Below are 20,256 nucleotides of genomic sequence, written 5' to 3'. Positions count from 1 at the left end.
AAACTACTTCGTTACTATCGCAAAGCTCTGCTCTAGGATCTCTGTATGCTTTTTGATAAAATCATTCAAATCTTTGAGCTTTAATTTTTTAATTTTTTTGAGTTCTGTTTCTGAATGATTCAGAGGAAAACCTTTGTAGTAGTCCATAAAGGTGCGTTGCAGTCTTTGGCTCATGGTTTCTACCCGTAACGGTTCACTGCCGAGAAGAAATTTCTTTGTCTGTTCAAGCTCTTCTTTGCTTACACCTTTGTGAACAAATTCCGAAATCACATTTATGACTGTTTTTTTCGCCTCATCCATTGAGTCAAGTTTTGTCTGCAGATATCCGTCCATATACGAAACAGATTTGTTTACATGTACCCGAGCATAGGCGGAGTAGGCAAGTCCGCGTTTGACACGAATCTCTTCCATCAGACGACTGCCAAAACCGCCTGTTCCGAGTATAAAGGTTGCCACTCTGGCTTTGTAATACTCTTCATCATTTACAGCCATATTATACGGTGAGCCGAAATAGATGTATGCCTGTTCTGTTTCTCTTTTTAAAATACTCTCTTTTGGCTTGTCACTCGCTTGAAAATGCGGCAGAGGTTCGCTTTTGCCTTTTGGCAGTGTATTTAAAATTTTGGCCATATTCTCTTTGACTTCTTTTATATCAAGATCACCTCCGATGACAATGATAGCTCTAGCCACAACCAAATGCTGCTTCACAAACTCTTTTACATCCTCTAGTTCTATGCTTTTTACGCTCTCTACCGTGCCCGATGCAGGCTGTGCCAGCGGTGTGCCTGGGAAAAGAAGTTTTTTGAGTTCGTTTGATGCAACATAATCGTAGTCATTCTCTTTGCGGCTAAGTGAACCAAGCGTCATTGTTTTGACTTTGGAAAGCGCTGCTTCACTGTAGTTTGGATCTTTCAGCAAAGTATTTAAAAACTTTGTGGCATTTTCAAACTCATCTTTAAGCGAACTCATTTCAATTACAAAGGTCTCACTGCCTGTATTTGCAGATATGTGAATCGCCCGAGACTCAAGCTCCTCAGAAAAGCCGTTGGAACCCAGTTTTTTTGTTCCCTCATTGAGAAGTTTTGAAGAAAATTTTGCCAATCCCGGTATTTTTGTATCTGTTATCGTTCCGCTGTTTGTAAACACAATCTGTGTGTTGACAAGGGGAAGTCTTTTATCCTGCTCAAAAATAAGCGGGACTTTGATTCCCTTTACTTCTATATAGTCTATTTGTGCTGCCATGATTATCTGTCCTATTGCTAATATTATAAAAAAAAGTTTCATTATTGAAATATCTCTAAAGTCTCATATGCCGTATTTCTTACAGCCGGGATTTCACCCAGGTCTTTAATGAGATGTACCATCTCCTCTTTTGCCATATGGTAGGCCGCACCGGCTGAACTGACGACATTTTCTTCCATCATCGTGCTTCCCAAATCATTTGCACCGAATTTGAGTGCCATCTGACCGATATAGGGACCCTGCGTAACCCAGGAACTTTGAATATTTGGCACATTGTCAAGATACAGACGGGCAACAGCCAACAAACGCAAGTATCTGTTAGAAGAGGGTTTTTCCATGTCAGGAATCAGACGCAGCAGTTCCGTGTTTTTGCCCTGAAAACTCCACATAATGAAAGCACGGAATCCTCCCGTTTCATCCTGCAGATTTCGCACCATATCCAAATGCGCTATGATGTCTTCATCACTCTCAACTGTTCCGTACATCATTGTCGCCGTACTCATTATACCGAGTTTATGCGCCTGTCTGTGAACATCCACCCAGACTTCAGCGTCTATCTTTTTGGGTGCAATAATGTCACGCACTTTGTCTGAAAGTATCTCAGCCCCCGCACCCGGAATGGAAGCCAGTCCTTTTGCTTTTAAACGTGCCAAAACTTCCTGAATACTGATACGCGAAACTTTGGCGATGAAGTCCAACTCGATGGAACTGAATCCGTGAATCGTAATCGTCGGGTATTTTTGATGAATGTGTTCCACCAAATCTTCATACCACTCTATTTTGAGTTTTGGATGCACACCGCCTTGAAAAAGTATCTGTGTCCCGCCGATTTCCAAGAGTTCGTCTATTTTTGCATCTATCTCGTCAAAGCTCAGCACATAGGCATCCGCATCTTTTTCATGTCTGTAAAAGGCACAGAACTTGCAGTCTACCCAACAGATGTTTGTATAGTTAATGTTTCTGTCAATGACAAAGGTCGTGATTCCTTTTGGATGCAACTCTTTTTTTCTGTTTGTCGCCATCTTTCCTAACTCTTTTAAATCCGCATTGCGGATTAAATCCAGTGCTTCTTCTTTTGTCAGTCTGCTCATTGTATCGCTTTGTTTGTAATTTTATCAAGTGCATTATCTATTTTTTGCACCAGTTTATCTGAGAGCAACGGGTGTTCTTCTTTGAGCCAACTTCCGTTTCTGTAGGCAACTTTCACCTTTTTGTCTCTGTCTTGGTAGACAAGAATTTTCATAGGCAAATCAACACCTGTTACAATATCCTGCTGCATCAGTTGTGTGCCTGTTTCAGGATTGCCAAAAATTATCAGTTTACTGCTTCGCATTTGCATCCCGATGTGTTTTGCATTTGCCTGATGGTCAACTACAGTAAAAACACGCAAACCCTTTTTTGTCACAATGTCTTTTATCTTCTGTATTGTTGTATCAACACTCTTTGTACTCTCTTTTATAATGATATCATTTGCAAAAAGAGTAACATTTAAAAGTGTTACCAACAGTAAAAAATATTTCATTATTTCCATCCTCTGTTTCGTGAACTGATAGACTTCTTTTTAATAAAAAGCCTATAAAAAATGTACATTGCAAGCATACCAATAAATACACCCAGAATTACCTGAAGCCATGCAGCTAAATTTAAAACTTTATGTAAAATATCGGCATGTTCTTTGTTGTCTATATTTATATTTGCCATCTCTGCAATATGTGCCATTGCGGAAACTGCCAGATTTCCTTCCGGTATACTTTGGTGACAGGCTATACAGGCTCCTGCTCTGTCTGTTTTATCAATCTGTGCCTGACTCAGAGGCTGTGAAAGTTTCCAGTGATGCCCGACAGTCTGCAGTTGCGTTCCGTTTTCATCTAAAAATTTTGAGTAGTCAAAATGAAGATTCGGTATGGCAGGAATTTGTTCATCTACAATCGTCGGCATTATTTTTCCATCAGCACTCATGATATCGACTATAGTATCCACAGAAGGATCAAATGTTGTTTGCGAACCTGTTATACCGTACCCGAGTGCTTTTTTCATTGCATGACAGCTTTCACAGCTTCTTGGTTCTTTTTGAATGGTATGAGGCTGAATCGGTGCCATATCAATGGCATTTTGACCTTCAGCTCCTGCACCTTCGACATTTGGTATTTTAAAAATGTGATTTTGCAAAAGCGCCTTACCGTCTTTCCCGATAACGGTAATCGTTGTCTGGCATCCCGGAACAGTCGGGCTTATACGTCCTTCTCCGTTTTGGGACAGAGCCGGATCTTCCCAGCGTAAAAAACTTCTTGTTTCGGTAACCTGTCCGTCAACCAGATATTTTTTCAATGATTTTCGCATAATACCTGTTTGTCCGTGTATATCATGATCATGAGAAGACTGCAGATAATCAGGGTTTTGTTTTCCGCCGCTGTAGTCAATTTTCACATGACAACCGTAACACTGCGGTGCCCAGGTTGCATGACAGGTGTAACACTCAAGTCTGTCATTGTGTGCTGTAATCTTGTCCATTGCCAGCAGTCCGGCTTTTGAGAGTTTTTCCTCTTTTTTAAGTAGTTTGAGCGGTTTGAGCACCACATCTTTTCCGCTTGCCAAATGCATTATAACTTCATTGCCTTTTTTGGTTGCATGTATCAAAGGATTTCCCCGTGCCGAAAGCAGATAACCCTCATCCGGTTTATTGACACTTCCCTGTTTTAGATACTCTGCCATCGTCTTTGTAACGCCTCTGGCTTCTCCTGTCTGTGGAGATGTCTTAAACTCATCACTGTAACCCAATGGCAGTTCCCAGGGATATTTTTTTGTTGTTCCGTGGCAGTCCTGACACTCTATCTCTACAGCACCGGCATTGGCTCCGCTTAAAAAACCGTCTCCGTGCATATCATTGGATGTGTGGCAATCCTGACACAGCATTCCTTTTTTGAAGTGCACATCTCCCTGCATATGAATGTATCGTTTGGTATGAAGTTTGGGCTGGGGGTTTCCGTCTTTGTCAAAAGTTGCCTTGTAAGCAGTTTCCATCAGTCCCTGATATGAAACCCCGATACGCTTTCCGCGATTATGGCATGTTGAACATGTCTCTGTCGGAATGCCCGAATAACTCTGTTTATGCACCGTAACTTTTGTTTCGCGTGATGACTGTATCTGATGCACAAGCAAATGGCCCCGTTCTTTATGCGATATACTTTTGTCGCCACCCTCATAATAGCCTTCGTTTGAATAGGGGATATGACAGGCTGCACAGCCTATACCTCGGTAATCACCTCTTTTTTGACGCCCTTTGCTTCCTGTATGGCAACGCAGACACTCTTGACGCAAATAGGTATACACAGCCAAAGAAGGGTCTTTTTCAATCTCTTGTGCTGTTGGAGCGGGAGGCAACTGGGTCATCTCTTTAGGAAATGCCTGCGGTTCCATTTTTGAGAGTTTTTGCATATACTCCTGATACTTTTTTGTACCGAGTCTGGCATGAATGTCTGTCGGATTTTTTGTTTGATATGTGCCTACTGTATGGTTATATCCCTCTTTGCCGCCAAAACTCCAAAGTGCTCCCTGGATTTTTCCCTGTTCTGTCATCATCAGAGAATTCATTTGTGCTGCGACTTCTTCTTTGTGACACATTCCACAGGTATTTTTGTTGACCCAGGTACTTCCCGGTGCCGGATAAAACTCTTTGGGGCCTTCATGCGACAAAAAGTATTTCAGACTTCCTTTATGGGCTTTGCTTTTATGTTTTGTTGCCGGATTGCCTCCGTGACAGACAATACAGCTGTTTTTCGGATACCCTGCTTTGGCTGCTTTTTTTGCAATCGCTTTTGCCATGCCGGATTCAGGCGCCCGTATATGCTCAATCCCTCCGTGACATTTCAAACAGTTGTTTGTTTGTTTGTAATTGACTGCTGCAGATAAAAATGTTGCAAATAAAACACCGAACCAGAGTATCTTTCTCATCTCTGTTTATACCTTTTTGTCTTTGGCTATTGCATCTAAAACACCATTGATAAACTTTGGAGACTGTTCTGTTCCAAACGATTTTGTAATTTCAACTGCTTCATTGATAACTACGGCAGAATCAAGCCCGCTAAAAAGAATTTCATACGTAGCCAGTCGCAATGTTGCACGTTCAATGGCACCCAGACGTTCAAAATCCCACTCTTTGAGATGTTCTACAATTGCTTTGTCAATTGCCTCAATATGCTCCATTACACCTTCATAGAGTCCAAGAGCAAAATCTTTTTGCTTGTTTCTGATTTTTTTCTCTTCAAGAATTTCATTAGAGTGTTCGGAAGTATTGCCATTTCCAAGATCGTATGCGTACAAAAGGCTGACTACAGCCATACGTGCCTGTTGACGAGTAGCCATTACAGCACCTCATACAAATCTAGCATTTCAATCACAACCGTCATTGCTTCAAAACCTTTGTTTCCGGCTTTTGTTCCGGCTCGCTCTATCGCCTGTTCAATCGTGTCAGTTGTCAAAAGACCGAATGAAACCGGTTTTTGGTATTTTAGACTCATACTTGCAATTCCTTTTGTCGCTTCAGCCGCAACATAGTCAAAATGCGGTGTTGAACCGCGTATTACGGCTCCCAATGCACAAATTGCATCATATTTTCCACTTGCAAGGAGTTGATCGACGATCATCGGCAACTCAAACGCACCCGGAATCAATACATGTGTCAAATCTTCTTCATTCCCGCCGTGACGGTCAAAGGCATCTTTTGCTCCCTCTACGAGTCTGTCCACTATAAAGTGGTTCCATCGTGTACTTACTATGGCAATTTTTTTGCCGTTTACTACTTTTAATTTACCTTCAATTAACTGCATACTTCTTCCTTGTGAGTTATTTATATTACTGCTTGTATTTTTTTGATTTTCTCTATCAGTTTTTCCAATTCGTCTAATTTTAGCATATTTGGACCGTCACTCAAAGCACAACTTGGATCAAAATGTGTTTCAAAGAAAAATCCGTCCACGCCGATGGCTGCTGCTGCTTTTGCAAGATGCGGCACCATAGAGCTGTCACCGCCTGTTTTTCCGCCTAAAGCACCCGGCATCTGTACAGAGTGTGTGGCATCGAAAATCACCGGTGCGAATTCTTTCATAATCACCAAAGAACGCATATCCACAACAATGTTGCCATATCCGAAAGAACTGCCTCTCTCTGTCAGATAGACCCCGTGCTTTTGGGAATTTTCATAACTCACTTCATCACATCCGCGGGTTTTAAGCACTTTCATAACAGAGTATTTCATATCAGGCGGGTTGATAAACTGTCCCTTTTTGATATTTACCTCTTTGTCTGTTTTTGCACAAGCGACGAGCAAATCTGTCTGCCGACATAAAAATGCAGGAATCTGCAACATATCTACCACATTTGCAACAGGCTCAACCTGAATCGTTTCATGCACATCCGTCACTATTTTATAGCCAAAATCATCTTTGACTTTTTGGAGTATGCGAAGACCTTCACCCATACCCAAACCACGAAAACTCTCCAAAGATGTTCGGTTGGCTTTGTCAAAACTCGCTTTAAAATAAAAATCTATTGTCTCGTCATTATGATATTTTTCCAATGCTTTTGCTATTGTAAAAATATTTTCTTCACTCTCAATAACACAGGGGCCCGCTAAAAGTTTCATAATATATCTGCCTTTCAAAAATATAGCTTATTATAGCTAAACGATTTTAATCCCTACTTATCGCGTGCAACCATAATACCCGCAACCACTATCAGTACAATTCCAAAACTCGTTACCAGTGACGGAAAAGCATCTCCCAAAAACAGACCGACCAGTATCGAAAAAAGTATATTTGTATAACTTACAGCACCGACAATTCCCGCTTTTGTCTCTCCGTAGGCTTTTGTCATCAGCAATTGTGCAATTGTAGCAAAAATTCCCATCGCAAAGAGATAGAACCAGACAATACCATGCGGCATTACAAATTTTGCAAGCATAAAATCAAGTTCAGGAAAGTTCAGATAAGGAGAAACAACAAACAAAATGACCGGACCGAGTGTTCCTGTAATCATAAAAGAAAGCACAATGGCACGGGTGTCATAGTAGGCTTTTAATTCCCGTACAGAGGTATAGGCAAGTGCTGCACCCACCCCGCTGAAAATTCCGAGCAGATCATATTTTGAAAATCCGATTCCGCTCGGCTGTGTAATAAAAAGTATACCGATAAAGCCTGTAAAAACGGCAATCCATCCCCTGTAAGAGAGTTTTTCATTTAAAAAAAGCCAGGCAAATATTGCCGTAAAAATCGGAGATGTTTTTGAGTAGGTCATTGCATCGCCCAGAGGAATATGTGCGATATTGTAAAAAAATGCCAGCAGAGCGACAAAGCCCATGAAACCCCGAAAAAAGAGCAACAGAGGCTTTCCTCCCTTGTGCTGCATAGGCTTTTTCAATACTGCGATACCGACTAACAGTACCCCTGCAATATTTCTAAAAAAAACAACTTCAAGTGAACTCATGTTTTGACTGGCAAGTTTGGCAAAAGCACCCATAACAGCAAATGCCAGGCTGGCAATAAGCATATACTGTACGCCTTTGTTTAAATTTTTGATTCTATTCATAAATGCAATTATATCCATTTACTTCAGCATTGTATAATCTCATAAAAATATAGGAAAAAATATGGGTAATTTATTTTTATTTCTGCTTTTAGGGGCAGTCTTTTATTATATATTTAAAAGTTACGGCAGATATACAGCCGAGTATTCGCAAGAAGCATTTAAAAATTTTTCTGTTTCGTATGAATCACTCAAAAACAGTGAGCTGGGACTTTTTGTCGCCCTTGTTGCCAAAGTTGCCAAGGCAGACGGTCATGTCGATGCCCTTGAAGCACAGCTTGTAGGCATCATGTTTGATGACATTTCCAAGGTCTTTCCGGAACCTGCAAAAACAAAAGATATTTTAAAACAAATCTTCAACGAAGAAAAAGAACGCCGTGACAATACAGAGCAGATTGCCCATGCTTTAGCAGAGGCACTCAGACGTAATAAAGCCCAACAAGAACAGTTTATGGGATTTCTCATTCAGCTCGCTTTTGCAGACGGTGAAGTGACCCAAAGTGAAGAAGAAGTACTCACCACAATTGCCGAGGCTTTTGCTTTTGATCCGCAAAAATATCACGCTCTGTTTGACCAGTTTGAAGCGATGATGAAAAACATCCATCCGCAGGCTACGCTGGATGATGCCTACAAAATTTTGGGTGTCAGCAAAAATGATGATATGAGCAGCATCAAAAAAGCCTACAGAAAGCTTGTGCGTCAGTATCATCCTGACATCATCAAGTCTCAGGGAAAAAGCGAAGAGTATATCAAAGAAGCAACTGCCAAAACGCAGGAGATAAATCAGGCCTATGAGATGATAAAAAAAGCCAGAGGATAGCGTGTGAAATCTCTTTTTATACTGCTTTGCTTCCTTGGCACTCTTTTGCAGGCATCACAAAACAGTGCCCTGCTCTTTCACGGCAACTGCACAACCTGTCATTTTGAAACGAAATCTGTCTCGGCCCCGGCAATGATGGAAGTGCGTACAAGATATTTGAATGCATTTCCCAATAAAAAAGATTTTGTCAGACAGATGGCAGAGTGGGTACGAAAACCGAGCGAAACAACTTCAATCATGCAAGATGCCATTGACAAATACGAACTCATGCCCAATCTTGCCTTTGAAAAAGATGTTTTACAAGATATAGCTGCATATATTTACGAAACAGATTTTACCAGGCAACACAGTCCGCACTGAAGTACGGATTCCGGGAATATGTCACAACCCGTCCTTTAAGGAAGTGAGAGTGGCAAAAAAGCCGCACCAGTCGGCACAAAGTATCGATTCCGATATGTTCTTGGAATCGGTACTTTAGTGCCGACTCTCGGGATTTAAAAGCATAAAACCGTTTAACCCGCTGGGCTGAAATCTTTCTCCCAAAAAAATTCTATCCATGCATCTGCTTCATTTATCCAAAAATCCGGTTCGTATATTGATGTTTTTTTATAAAAAAGTGTCGAAGATTTAAATGCCGCTTCAGGAAAGTTTTTTTGCAAATGCTGCATGACATACGCAAGTGTTTCACCGCTGTCGGCTATATCATCCACAACGAGCACTCTTTTCACATCTGCCAAACTGCACATTCCAAAAAGAGACAGCGCTTCGCGTTTACATGTAGCATCATACAGTTCTGTTCTTATACTCTGCACATCTCGAATATCAAGCCCTTCTGCCAGACAATGCGCCAGGACAAGCCCGCCTCTTGCAACAGCAACTATTGTTTCAGGTTCAAATGTTTTCACATTGTCTCTAAGTTTACATGTATCATTTCTGAAATTTTCATAAGAATAGTACTGTTTCAATGTTTTCCTTAGTTATGGTAAAGATTTATGGTAGTATACTACATGTAATGTTAATAAAAAGGTACTGTTAATGAATAAAATAATGAAAAATATAATTGCAACAACACTGATCGCAGCAGCGATTACAGGCTGTAGCAGCAAAAAAGCCGAACCAAAAAAGCAGGAAGTCTACACACCCACCTTTACATGTAAACAAGAGGGAGTAGCCGCTCCCAGATGGACCTGTATACCGGAAGTACCCGGTTACTATGCAGGTGTGGGTGTTGCAGAGAAAAGTGCAGCAGGTATTGCCCATATGCGTCGTGTTGCCCTCATGAACGGCCGTTCTGATTTGGCACAACAGATTGAGAGCAAAATCAAAGACAAGATGGAAGGTTTTACGAGAGCCACAGGAAACGGTTCTGCCGAAACAGTGGACAAAGTCACAACGGCTGTCACAAAACAGGTGGCAAAAGTGGATTTAAAAGACTCCAAAGCTATAGATATGTGGACGGCGCCATCAGGTGCAATTTATATGCTTGTAACTGTTCCCGAGTCAAGCGTTAACCAAGAGGTCAAAAAAGCCTACAAAAAAACTGTTGCTTCAAGTTTTCAAAATGACAATGCCCTTTGGCAGCAGTTTCAGTCAAAACAGGCACTGGAAAATTTAGACAAAGAATTTCCGACTGAATAACAGCACTCCCTACTGCCTGTAAAAACAGGCAGTTTTTGCTTCTCTCCCCATTTAAACCATAATTTAGATATAATTTCAAAAATATTTTATAATTCTTCGCAAGTTTACAAGGTTCACTCATGAAAAAAATCGCAATTATAGGCCGTCCAAATGTTGGAAAAAGCTCACTTTTTAATCGTTTGGTAAAAAAACGTGATGCCATAACATCTGATTTGGCAGGAACAACACGGGATGTCAAACGAAAAACAGCCGTAATTATTGACAAAGAAGCAGAACTGTTAGATACGGGTGGACTTGATAAAGGGTGCGAGCTTTTTGATAAAATAAAAGAGATGTCATTAAAAGCTGCCTACAAAGCAGATATTATTTTGTATATGGTCGACGGCAAAGGTTTGCCTGAGGATGAAGACAAAAAACTTTTTTATGAACTCCAAAATATGGGTAAAGAGATTGCTCTTGTTGTCAACAAAATAGACAATGACAAAATGAAAGAGAAGCTCTGGGAGTTTTATGAGTTTGGCACAGATGCCATCTTCGGTATCTCTGTAGCACACAACAGGAATACTGTTGAACTGCTTGATTGGATCTATGACAAACTGCCACAAAGTGATATTCTCAAAGAAGACGAAACAGAAGAAGTACAAATCATCACAGAGGAGAAAGAAGAACTCAGTGATGAAGAATTTTTCTCACAATATGCCCAGGATGAAGAAGATGACAGTTTCATCTACTGGGACGAGGAAGAGGTAGAAGATGACTCAATATTTGCTCAGAATGATCGTATCAAAGAGTTTGATGAAAATGACATAAACCATATAAAAATAGCTATTATCGGACGTACCAATGTCGGAAAAAGTTCACTGCTTAATGCTCTTTTGGGCGAAGAACGTTCTGTTGTGAGTTCTGTTGCCGGTACAACAATCGACCCGATTGATGAGACCATAGTCTATAAAGACAAACAGCTTACCTTTGTTGACACAGCAGGGCTTCGCCGTCGTGGAAAAATTGTCGGTATTGAAAAATATGCTTTAATGCGCACAAAAGAGATGCTGGAAAATGCAAATATGGCACTTGTTGTTTTGGATGCGAGTGAGCCGTTCTTGGATTTGGATGAAAAAATTGCGGGACTTGTTGATCAAAACAGGCTTGCCTGTATTATCATTCTTAACAAATGGGATATTGCCAAAAGAAAAGAGCATGACAAAATCATCAAAGAGGTGCGTGACAGATTTAAGTTTTTAGCCTATGCCCCTATTTTAACCCTTTCGGCAAAAAGCCATCAAAGAGTAGACAAACTTCATGATATGATTTTAGAAATAAACGAAAACTATTCACAAAGAATTCCGACATCCCGGCTGAATGAAGTTTTGGAGCGGGCACTGCGCCGTCACACCCTGCCAAGTATGCACGGACAGGTGATTCGAATCTATTATGCAACACAGTATGAAACACGACCGCCAAAAATTGCCATTGTTATGAATAAGCCCAAAGGTCTGCATTTTACCTACAGACGCTATCTTACTAACAAACTGCGCGAAGCCTTTAATTTCAGTGGAACCCCGCTTCTTTTTAAAGCAAAAAAGAGAGGAGACAAATAAACATGAGTTATGCGCTTGCGTTTACATTTTTATTTGGCGGAATCGGGCTGACAGCCTTGAGTGTTTATTTTTACAAAAAGATGAAAGAGGAAGAAAGAAAAAACAGTCGGCACTAAAGTACCGATTCCGATTTAAAAGGGTTTGAGTACAACCATCGCTACAATAACAAGCATCAAAAGTGTCGGTACTTCATTATACATTCTGAAAAACTTTCCGCTTTTTGTGCATCTGTCTTCTAAAAGCTGTTTTCTGTACACATTCATTGAGTAAAAGTCTATAATTAAAAAAAGTACAAACAGAAGCTTTACATGTAACCACGGAGCACTCATCCATCCGCCAAGATAAATAAGTGCCGCACCGCTAAGGAGTGTAGCCCACATAGCAGGCACACCTATATATTTAAAAAGCTTCATTTCCTGAATTTTAACTACCTCTACAAAACCTTTGTTATTACTGTTTTCAACATGATAGACAAAAAGCCTAGGCAGATAAAACAATACTGCAAACCAGGAGATAAAAGAGATGACATGAAACCATAAAAGCCAGTTATACATATAAGACACCTAAAAGTTTTTTTCTATATACACAGATTCATAGTTTGAACCACCGTGTCTTACATTGTTAATCAAACCAAAAATCCCTGACCGGTGTTTTAACAAAACACCAATATATGTTTCATCTAATGGCTTATACTTCACAAGTTTTCCCAAATCAAAATCCAGGCTTATATCCAAATAATTTAAAAAGTGTGAATTGTTGTCATTATGATTTTGAGCATCTATGCGTTCTATCTCCAAAACACGGCTTACATAAGAAGCCCCCTCTCCAAAACCAAAACGCACTCTGTTATTCCAAAAATCAATATTGTAATATGCTTTTATATAAATATCAGCACCATATACATCTTTTTGTGCCGTTTCATCATAAAATGTCAATCCGCCTTTAAGATACAAATCTAATGGTAAAGTAAATAAATCTTTTGCTAAAAGATACCCTCCATCTAAATTATACGCTTTTAAATCATCTCTGTAAGCTCCGAACTTTCCAAGTGCTATATCAGCTGCCGAATAGAATGTAGGTTTTCCAACCGCCACTCTAAGAGAATAGTTACTTTGTGATGCCCAAAGATTTACTGTGAAAATCAAAAATAATAATAATTTCATATAGCTGCTTTATACATCTGTAAGTTCTAATTCTTTAATAGAAGGCCCTTTATGATCAGTTACTTTGTCATGTAAGCGGCGTAAAGCTTTATTTGCACGGTCAACAGCCACATCAATGGCAGCATCCAGGTCTTTGTGGTGTTCACTGATGACAATAGGAGCAGAGTGTGCTACATGTATTTCAAATTCAACCAAGACACCTGCTCTTTCAGCAGAAACTATACAGTTTACTCTTGTAATATCTAAAGAAAACTTTTTAAATTTTTCAATGCCCTGTTCTATATGTGCTTTCTTTTCATCTGTTAAAGTTATATCTTTTGCACGAATTTGTACTATCATCATAAATCCTTTAATTTTAAGCCATAGGGCTTAATTATATTTAACTATATAATAGCAAAATAAAGCTGAGATGGGTATAATACGCCTTAAAAAATCAGGAATTGTATAATGAGAGTTTTAACCGGTATTCAACCCTCAGGTGATTTGCATATAGGAAACTACTTTGGTTCTATCAAACAGATGGTCGATGCACAAAAAGAGAATGACACTTTTGCATTTATAGCAAACTACCATGCACAGACAAGCGTAAAAGACGGCAAAAGACTGGCAGAGCTGACTATGCAGTCGGCAACAGATTTTTTGGCACTCGGCATAGACCCGCAAAAATCAACTTTTTGGGTACAGTCTGATGTAAAAGAAGTCTTGGAACTCTACTGGGTGCTCTCTTCTTTCACACCTATGGGGCTGCTCGAACGTGCTCACAGCTATAAAGACAAAACTGCCAAAGGCATAGCCGCCAACCATTCGCTCTTTTCCTATCCTGTTTTGATGGCAGCAGATATTTTGTTATACCAGCCTGACATTGTTCCTGTCGGAAAAGATCAGATTCAGCATGTTGAGATTGCACGCGACATTGCTGTAAAATTCAACAATGAGTATGGTGAAATTTTTAAACTTCCGGAATATAAAATAGAAGCGAATGTTGCCACAGTTCCAGGAACTGACGGACAGAAAATGTCTAAAAGCTATAACAATACTGTCAATATATTTGGTGAAGAGAAAAAACAGCTCAAAACAATCAAAAAAATTGTTACCGAAGCAGTACCGATGGAAGAACCAAAAGAGTATGAAAACTGTAATGTGTACAATATGGCAAAACTCTTTTTAAATGAAAATGAATGCAAAGAACTCCAGGAACGTTACAAAAAAGGCGGGGAAGGACACGGGCATTTTAAACTCTATCTGCATGATGTGATTTGGGAATATTTCAGACCCTACAGAGAAAAAAGAGAATATTTTGCAGCGCATCAGGATGAGGTTCGGGATATTTTAAAACTAGGTGCAGTAAAAGCACACGAAACAGTACTGCCTGTAATAGAAAAGATTAGACAGTTAACCGGTATTAAATATTAAATTCTTGTAACTTAGGTTATAATACTTATTAATTAAAATAATAGGAAGATACAATGCGTTTAATTTTGCTGACTTTACTTTTACTGCTCAGTCTGGAGGCTAAATCTTTATTTAGCAATGATACACAAACTCAAACAAGTAAGTATGTTGATAATTTAAAAGAATTAATTATAGCAACACAAAAAACCAGAGGTTTGACAAACTCTTATTTAAATGGAAATACTGCGGCTATGTTACTGGTATATTCAAGCAGAGATGACATGAAACAGGCAATAGGGAATATGGAATCTTTTTCATTGGCTGCAGACCCTGTTATAAATGCCAGAGCTACAAAAATTTCTCAAGCACTTGTTAAGCTCAACCACAAAGCATTTAAACAAAACCCTCAAAAATCTTTTTCTGATTATACGGAACAGATTGAACAGACACTCATGTTGGCACAAAGCGTCAACAAAAGATTTGCCAAAGACTTAACACCTTTTGCTAAAAACACCTCTTCTGTAATGATGGAAATTATGCTTCCTATGACCGAATACACAGGAAGACTCAGAGGTTTTGGTGCAGGGATTGCAGCAAAAGGAAAAATAACAAAAAAAGAGATTGAAAATCTTCAGGTATTAGCTTATCAATTACAATCTTCAAATAAAAAACTACAGGAAGAAATGACACAGATACTGTCAAATTATTCAAATATATTACCAAGTAATATAAATTCAGAACTCTCTTTAATTAACCGGGATGTAAAAGAATATACACTCCTTGCAACTCAAGACCTGGTGTCACATCCGGAGCATATAAATGCTGATACATATTTCAACAAGGGAACAGAAGTGATTTCGGATATTATAAAAGCATATGATACTCTCAATAAAGCTATTTTAGAAGATTCAAAAGGGTGGTTTTGAGGCTAACATTTAGTTTACTTCTTAAAGTCGCAAAGAACTTTTTACTATAAAGTTCTTTTTCGACCAGATCGGCTCTTTCAGATCCAGCAAATTGCGAACCTCATCGTTTACCAGACGATAATACAATGTCACTTCAACACTGTCTGCCCCATTGACCAGCGGCAAACGTATTGTTTTCTCACCATGTGCCTTTATACTTGTATCTTTACTTTGCTTCAGCGCAAGATGCGCAATACCGACTTTTTTATGTCTTCTTATATAATGGCGTGAAAGAGAAACAGTTTTTTCACTGATGACTGCAGTCCCTTTCTTATAGACAATTTCAACAAGAAGTTCTCTTGAACCAAAACCGCTTGGTATATTGTGCGGTTGCGGATTTTTAACTTTTATGAGCAGTCTGTTTTTTTGTTTTTTCAGTTGCAAACGCAAAGCGCCTTTCCATAAACCGGGTGTATGTGCACCAATAAATCCGTGTTTTCTCACCATTCGCATTTTTGCTTTACCATTGTACATTTTATATGTTGCGGCAACACCCTTTTGTTTGGGACCCATATGACACGAGACACAGGTCTGCTTGCCGACATACTCACTCTCCATATCTGTAAAAACCACGCCTTTTACACTTCTGTCATTTGCATGGCATACAAAACAGAGTTTGTTTGGATTTGAACGCATAAACTCATGTGAAACTACCTTGTGATAAGGCGATTTGGCATCTTTGAAAGGTCCCGTCATAACACCCGACGGAGTCCACTCCACTCTGTTGATTCCTCGTTTTGATTTGTCATATTCATCATGTATTTTATCTATATTGTGACATACAACACAATTAATTCCTTCACTGATAACCTTTGAATTTACTGCTTTGTTCACAGGATCATCTTCATCTGCCAATCCCATAACAGCAGCAATTTCATAATCTTCATCTGTTTTTGTTACACTGATTCGAGGGTTATGACAGGTAGCACACTGAATTTTTACAGCATTTAAACTTTTTCTCGTTTTACGGCTGACATATTCAAGACTTTTCTTAAAATATTCATCTTTTTCAAAATGACTTTTTGCATGCCATGAAGCACTCCACTCTTCTACGATACGCCTGTGACAGACTTTGCAGTTTTCGGAACTTTCAAACCGTTTGCCGACTTCAACTGCTTTTGCTCCAAAAAGAGAAGTAAAAAAAATGAGTAAAAAAAGAAAAAATTTCATCTGAATCAAATCCTTGTCTGTTATTGGTTCAAGTACTTTTTGTACTTCATTTTTGCAAGTTTTTCTGACTTTTTGTCTACCTCATCCTTCATTGCAGTTTTATACTCGGCAATCTTTTTCTGCAGGGCTTCATCCCCTGTCCCAATAATTTGCGCTGCAAGAATTCCTGCATTTTTGGCACCGTTAATAGCTACTGTTGCCACAGGAACACCTCCCGGCATTTGCACGATAGAGAGCAGAGAATCCATTCCGTCAAGTGCAGAACTTCTCACCGGCACTCCAATAACAGGCAAGACACTCAGCGCAGCAATCATACCCGGCAGATGTGCAGCTCCGCCGGCTCCTGCGATGATGACGCGCAAGCCTCTTGCTTGTGCTGTTTGTGCATACTCTACAAGTTTTTGCGGTGTACGGTGTGCGGAGACAATATCTACTTCACAGGCAACACCAAATGCTTCACATATCTCAATAGCCCCACTCATAACCGGTAAATCCGAGTCACTCCCCATAATAATTCCAACCAACGCTTTACTCATATCTTTTTGCTTCCTTTAATTTTTAGAATATCTTTTGCTTTCATTGCCTTTTTTAATGCCTCGTCAATATCATCATCAAGGATTGTAACATGCCCCATTTTTCTAAATGGTTTCGTAAAGGTTTTTCCGTAAAAATGAAAAGACAACTCCGGAATCTCCAATGCATCATGAATTCCTTCTATAAAAGGTTCTCCCTCATATCCTTCTTCTCCGAGCAAATTAATCATAACTGCAGGAGAAATAAGCTTGGCAGATCCCAAAGGCAGATTTGTTACCGCCCGGATAATCTGTTCAAACTGTGATGTTGCACAGGCTTCGACTGTATAATGTCCAGAATTATGAGGACGCGGTGCTATTTCATTAACCAAAATCTTGCCTTTTTTTGTTAAAAACAATTCAACAGCAAAAATTCCGACACCGTCCAAGGCTTTGATTGCTTCAATTGAAATTTCTCTTGATTTGTCCGCAATTTCTTTTGAAATTTTTGCAGGAGCCATCACAATGTCACAAATATTCACTCTCTCATCAAAAAGCATTTCAACCACAGGGTAGCATTTGATCTGGCCTTCAATATTCCTCGCGACGATTACGGCCAGTTCCTTGTCTATATCCACAAGCTCTTCGATAAATGATTCGGTCTGGAGTGCATTTTTTACATCTGCTTCGGATTTTAGCATTTGCACGCCCTTTCCGTCATACCCGCCCATCTTTGCTTTTTGAATAACAGGAAATCCGAAGGCAGCCAAATCTTCCTCTTTCTTCACATCTTTATAGGAAGGAACAGGAACACCTTTTTTGTCAAGAAGTTTTTTTTGCTCATACTTATTTTGAATGAGTTCGATAATATAAGGAGAGGGATGAATGATATGCCCATGATCAAACAGCTCTTTGAGTATGGAAGTGTCTACATGTTCCAATTCAAAAGTTGTCACATCTGTCTCTTGCACTAACTGTTCAAGCTTCTCTTTATCATAAAACCCGCCAAGGATATGCTTGTCTGAAACCTGTGCGGCAGGACAGTTAAATGTGGGGTCAAGTATTGTTACATGAAATCCCATCTTTTTTGCTTTGTGTGACATGATTCTGCCGAGTTGCCCGCCTCCGATAATGCCGAGTTTCAAATTTGAATAGTTGAAATTTTTATCCATTTGTCAACAGTTACCTTTGTCTGTCAAGCCAGACCATAAGCCCTTTTTGTGCATGCAGTCTGTTCTCAGCCTCTGCAAACACTATATCCGCATTGTCTTCAAGCAACTCTTCGCTTACTTCCTGTCCCCGATACGCAGGCAGACAATGTAAAAATTTTGCATTTTTTTGTGCAAGACACATCATCAGTCCGTCAACCATAAAGCCTTTGAAATCTTTGATTCTCTGCTCTTTTTCATCTTCTTGCCCCATTGAAGCCCATGTATCTGTTGTGACAATTGTAGCCCCGCGTACTGCCTCTTTGGGATCATTCATTACCCTGATAATCGCACCGCTCTCTTTTGCTGTATCCAAAGCATCTCGAAGAACCTTACTGTCAACTTCATATCCCTTTGGTGTTGCAATACGTAATTCAAAGCCCAGTTTTGCAGCAAGCATCAACCATGAATTTGTCATGTTGTTTCCGTCACCGACGTAGGCAACAATTGCATTTTTTGCAACTCCAAATTCAATCATCGTCATATAATCAGCCAAAAGCTGCACGGGATGATAGGTATCAGTGAGTCCGTTAATAACAGGTACCTGAGAATACGATGCAAACTCTTCTATCATGGAATGTTCATAGGTGCGTATCATTACCATATCACACATGCTCGAAATAACTCTTGCCGTATCTTTTACAGGTTCTCCCCGTCCCAAATGAATATCACGGCTAGAGAGAAAAAGCGCATGCCCCCCAAGTTGAAACATTCCTGTTTCAAAACTTACACGCGTTCTTGTTGAACTCTTTTCAAAGATCATAGCAAGTGTCTGCATCTCTAATTCTTTATTGTAAATGCCCGCTTTGAGCTCTTTTTTTATTTTCAGACCGATATCTATAATTTCTAAAATCTCTTCTTTGGTAAAATCTTTGAGTGTTAAAAAATGTCTCACAGTTTCTTCCTCTTTTTTGTTTATCAGCTATTTTAATATACTTTTCTTTAAATTAGCGATTTTTGAGCATTTGTGCTACTTCTTTTGCATGATATGAGATAATTATGTCAGCGCCTGCACGTTTAAATGCTATCATCGTCTCCATCACCACGCGTTCATAGTCTATCAAATTATTCAGACCGGCAAATTTCAGCATAGCATACTCACCGCTTACATTATAAACAGCCATCGGAAGCGAAGTGTTGTCTTTAATCTCACGCACAATGTCCAAATAAGCCAAAGCAGGCTTTACCATCAAAATATCAGCCCCCTGCTCTTCATCACTTTTACTCTCAACAATTGCTTCACGGCGGTTTGCAGGATCCATCTGGTACGAGGAGCGGTCACCAAAACTAGGAGTTGATTCAGCCACATCACGAAACGGTCCGTAATATCCACTTGCAAATTTTGTAGAGTATGCCATAATCGGCAGCTCTTTATATCCTGCTCTGTCCAGGTATGTTCGCAAAGTTTCTATAATACCGTCCATCATACCCGAAGGTGCTATCATATCTGCACCTGCTTTAGCATGTATAATTGCCTGCTGTCCGGAAATCTCCAAAGTGGCATCATTATCAACTGTCTCACGATCATCATCAATTATGCCGCAATGCCCGTGATCGGTATATTCACAAAAACACAAATCTGTGACGACAAACATATCAGGGTGTGCTTTTTTTATCTCCCGTACTGCTGAAGCGATAATCCCGTGTTCACACAAAGCATCACTGCCTATGGAATCTTTGACATCGGGAATTCCAAAAAGAATAATCGAATACAATCCTAATTTTTTAAGCACCGCACACTCTTTTACAGCCTCATCAATACTCATCTGATAAACACCCGGCATGGATGCCACTTCGGTTTTAATACCTCCACCGCTACGGATAAAAAGCGGATATATAAAATCATCTACAGTTACATGTGTTTCTCTTACAAGCGCACGGAGATGCTTGTTTAGTCTGGTTCTGCGAAATCTTTGAAACATTTTTGACCCTTTATATTTTAAAGAGGCTATTTTACCCTTTTAAAGAT

The 20,256-nt window shown here is 39.6% G+C and carries 23 protein-coding genes; 6 read left to right on the top strand and 17 right to left on the bottom strand.

The window, feature by feature from the left end; genetic code table 11:
* Positions 1-3 precede the first annotated feature (3 nt).
* The 8 genes from MNY28_RS06665 to MNY28_RS06630 are packed head-to-tail and all read right to left on the bottom strand — an operon-like array spanning position 4 to position 7,842.
* The gene (locus tag MNY28_RS06665; RefSeq protein ID WP_346389285.1) at positions 4-1,284 is read right to left on the bottom strand and encodes a pitrilysin family protein; all 1,281 of its coding nucleotides are present in this window, start codon (positions 1,282-1,284) and stop codon (positions 4-6) included.
* The gene (locus MNY28_RS06660) at positions 1,284-2,333 is read right to left on the bottom strand and encodes a dehypoxanthine futalosine cyclase (RefSeq protein WP_151901093.1); all 1,050 of its coding nucleotides are present in this window, start codon (positions 2,331-2,333) and stop codon (positions 1,284-1,286) included. The genes MNY28_RS06665 and MNY28_RS06660 overlap by 1 nt, the downstream gene beginning before the upstream one ends.
* Positions 2,330-2,764 carry a DUF302 domain-containing protein gene (locus MNY28_RS06655; protein ID WP_151901094.1) on the bottom strand — a complete coding sequence of 145 codons (435 nt, stop codon included), beginning with the start codon at positions 2,762-2,764 and terminating at the stop codon, positions 2,330-2,332. The genes MNY28_RS06660 and MNY28_RS06655 overlap by 4 nt, the downstream gene beginning before the upstream one ends.
* Positions 2,764-5,193 carry a multiheme c-type cytochrome gene (locus MNY28_RS06650; RefSeq protein ID WP_346389284.1) on the bottom strand — a complete coding sequence of 810 codons (2,430 nt, stop codon included), beginning with the start codon at positions 5,191-5,193 and terminating at the stop codon, positions 2,764-2,766. The genes MNY28_RS06655 and MNY28_RS06650 overlap by 1 nt, the downstream gene beginning before the upstream one ends.
* 6 nt (positions 5,194-5,199) lie before the next feature.
* The gene (nusB, locus tag MNY28_RS06645; RefSeq protein ID WP_346389283.1) at positions 5,200-5,604 is read right to left on the bottom strand and encodes a transcription antitermination factor NusB; all 405 of its coding nucleotides are present in this window, start codon (positions 5,602-5,604) and stop codon (positions 5,200-5,202) included.
* Positions 5,604-6,068, bottom strand: a complete 465-nt coding sequence (gene ribE, locus MNY28_RS06640; protein ID WP_151901097.1) for a 6,7-dimethyl-8-ribityllumazine synthase — start codon at positions 6,066-6,068, stop codon at positions 5,604-5,606. Before ribE ends, nusB begins: the two co-directional genes overlap by 1 nt.
* 20 nt (positions 6,069-6,088) lie before the next feature.
* A complete protein-coding gene (gene kdsA, locus MNY28_RS06635; RefSeq protein WP_151901098.1) occupies positions 6,089-6,883 on the bottom strand; it encodes a 3-deoxy-8-phosphooctulonate synthase in 795 nt (264 codons plus the stop codon).
* A gap of 53 nt (positions 6,884-6,936) precedes the next feature.
* Entirely contained in the window at positions 6,937-7,842 is a 906-nt protein-coding gene (locus tag MNY28_RS06630; protein WP_151901099.1) for a DMT family transporter, read from the bottom strand.
* A 43-nt stretch (positions 7,843-7,885) separates the two neighbouring features.
* Between MNY28_RS06630 and MNY28_RS06625 the strand changes: the two genes are divergently transcribed.
* Both MNY28_RS06625 and MNY28_RS06620 read left to right on the top strand, forming a co-directional pair.
* Positions 7,886-8,641 carry a TerB family tellurite resistance protein gene (locus MNY28_RS06625; RefSeq protein WP_151901100.1) on the top strand — a complete coding sequence of 252 codons (756 nt, stop codon included), beginning with the start codon at positions 7,886-7,888 and terminating at the stop codon, positions 8,639-8,641.
* A gap of 3 nt (positions 8,642-8,644) precedes the next feature.
* Positions 8,645-9,001, top strand: a complete 357-nt coding sequence (locus MNY28_RS06620) for a cytochrome C (protein ID WP_346389282.1) — start codon at positions 8,645-8,647, stop codon at positions 8,999-9,001.
* A gap of 152 nt (positions 9,002-9,153) precedes the next feature.
* Here the strand turns inward: MNY28_RS06620 and MNY28_RS06615 are convergent, their stop codons facing one another.
* Positions 9,154-9,606, bottom strand: coding sequence for a phosphoribosyltransferase family protein (locus MNY28_RS06615; protein ID WP_346389281.1), 453 nt, complete (start codon positions 9,604-9,606; stop codon positions 9,154-9,156).
* 70 nt (positions 9,607-9,676) lie between these two features.
* Between MNY28_RS06615 and MNY28_RS06610 the strand changes: the two genes are divergently transcribed.
* Positions 9,677-10,279: an LPP20 family lipoprotein gene (locus MNY28_RS06610; protein WP_346389280.1), complete on the top strand. Its 603-nt coding sequence runs from the start codon at positions 9,677-9,679 to the stop codon at positions 10,277-10,279.
* 119 nt (positions 10,280-10,398) lie between these two features.
* The gene (der, locus tag MNY28_RS06605) at positions 10,399-11,877 is read left to right on the top strand and encodes a ribosome biogenesis GTPase Der (RefSeq protein WP_346389279.1); all 1,479 of its coding nucleotides are present in this window, start codon (positions 10,399-10,401) and stop codon (positions 11,875-11,877) included.
* Between the two features lie 131 nt (positions 11,878-12,008).
* Here der and MNY28_RS06600 read toward each other — a convergent pair whose 3' ends face one another.
* From MNY28_RS06600 to raiA, 3 genes are read right to left on the bottom strand one after another with little or no spacing between them, the layout of a single operon-like run.
* Positions 12,009-12,431, bottom strand: coding sequence for a CopD family protein (locus MNY28_RS06600; RefSeq protein WP_151901104.1), 423 nt, complete (start codon positions 12,429-12,431; stop codon positions 12,009-12,011).
* 9 nt (positions 12,432-12,440) lie between these two features.
* Positions 12,441-13,040: a hypothetical protein gene (locus tag MNY28_RS06595; protein ID WP_151901105.1), complete on the bottom strand. Its 600-nt coding sequence runs from the start codon at positions 13,038-13,040 to the stop codon at positions 12,441-12,443.
* Between the two features lie 9 nt (positions 13,041-13,049).
* Positions 13,050-13,379 (bottom strand): ribosome-associated translation inhibitor RaiA, encoded by a 330-nt coding sequence (gene raiA, locus MNY28_RS06590; protein ID WP_151901106.1) that lies wholly within the window; start codon positions 13,377-13,379, stop codon positions 13,050-13,052.
* Positions 13,380-13,487: 108 nt separating this feature from the next.
* Between raiA and trpS the strand changes: the two genes are divergently transcribed.
* Together trpS and MNY28_RS06580 are read left to right on the top strand one after the other, a co-directional pair.
* On the top strand, positions 13,488-14,453 hold the full coding sequence (trpS, locus tag MNY28_RS06585) for a tryptophan--tRNA ligase (RefSeq protein WP_346389278.1): 966 nt from the start codon (positions 13,488-13,490) through the stop codon (positions 14,451-14,453).
* A gap of 53 nt (positions 14,454-14,506) precedes the next feature.
* Entirely contained in the window at positions 14,507-15,358 is an 852-nt protein-coding gene (locus MNY28_RS06580; RefSeq protein WP_346389277.1) for a nitrate- and nitrite sensing domain-containing protein, read from the top strand.
* A 21-nt stretch (positions 15,359-15,379) separates the two neighbouring features.
* On the opposite strand, the gene MNY28_RS06575 is transcribed toward MNY28_RS06580, so the two are convergent.
* Genes MNY28_RS06575 through hemB form a run of 5 tightly spaced genes read right to left on the bottom strand, consistent with a single transcriptional unit; the run spans position 15,380 to position 20,209 of the window.
* Positions 15,380-16,567, bottom strand: coding sequence for a multiheme c-type cytochrome (locus MNY28_RS06575; protein WP_346389276.1), 1,188 nt, complete (start codon positions 16,565-16,567; stop codon positions 15,380-15,382).
* 20 nt (positions 16,568-16,587) lie between these two features.
* Positions 16,588-17,103: a 5-(carboxyamino)imidazole ribonucleotide mutase gene (gene purE / locus MNY28_RS06570; protein ID WP_151901109.1), complete on the bottom strand. Its 516-nt coding sequence runs from the start codon at positions 17,101-17,103 to the stop codon at positions 16,588-16,590.
* Complete coding sequence (locus MNY28_RS06565) at positions 17,100-18,251, bottom strand: 5-(carboxyamino)imidazole ribonucleotide synthase (protein WP_346389275.1); 1,152 nt, start codon at positions 18,249-18,251, stop codon at positions 17,100-17,102. Before MNY28_RS06565 ends, purE begins: the two co-directional genes overlap by 4 nt.
* A 10-nt stretch (positions 18,252-18,261) precedes the next feature.
* A complete protein-coding gene (gene argF / locus MNY28_RS06560; RefSeq protein WP_151901111.1) occupies positions 18,262-19,182 on the bottom strand; it encodes an ornithine carbamoyltransferase in 921 nt (306 codons plus the stop codon).
* Positions 19,183-19,234: 52 nt separating this feature from the next.
* On the bottom strand, positions 19,235-20,209 hold the full coding sequence (hemB, locus tag MNY28_RS06555) for a porphobilinogen synthase (RefSeq protein WP_346389274.1): 975 nt from the start codon (positions 20,207-20,209) through the stop codon (positions 19,235-19,237).
* Positions 20,210-20,256 lie beyond the last annotated feature (47 nt).

Source organism: Sulfurimonas sp. NWX367 (genome assembly GCF_039667065.1).
In the GTDB taxonomy this organism is placed as follows: Bacteria; Campylobacterota; Campylobacteria; order Campylobacterales; family Sulfurimonadaceae; genus Sulfurimonas; species Sulfurimonas hydrogeniphila.
Note: the sequence above shows the minus strand (reverse complement) of the source record. Positions and strands in the feature narration are given on the sequence as shown.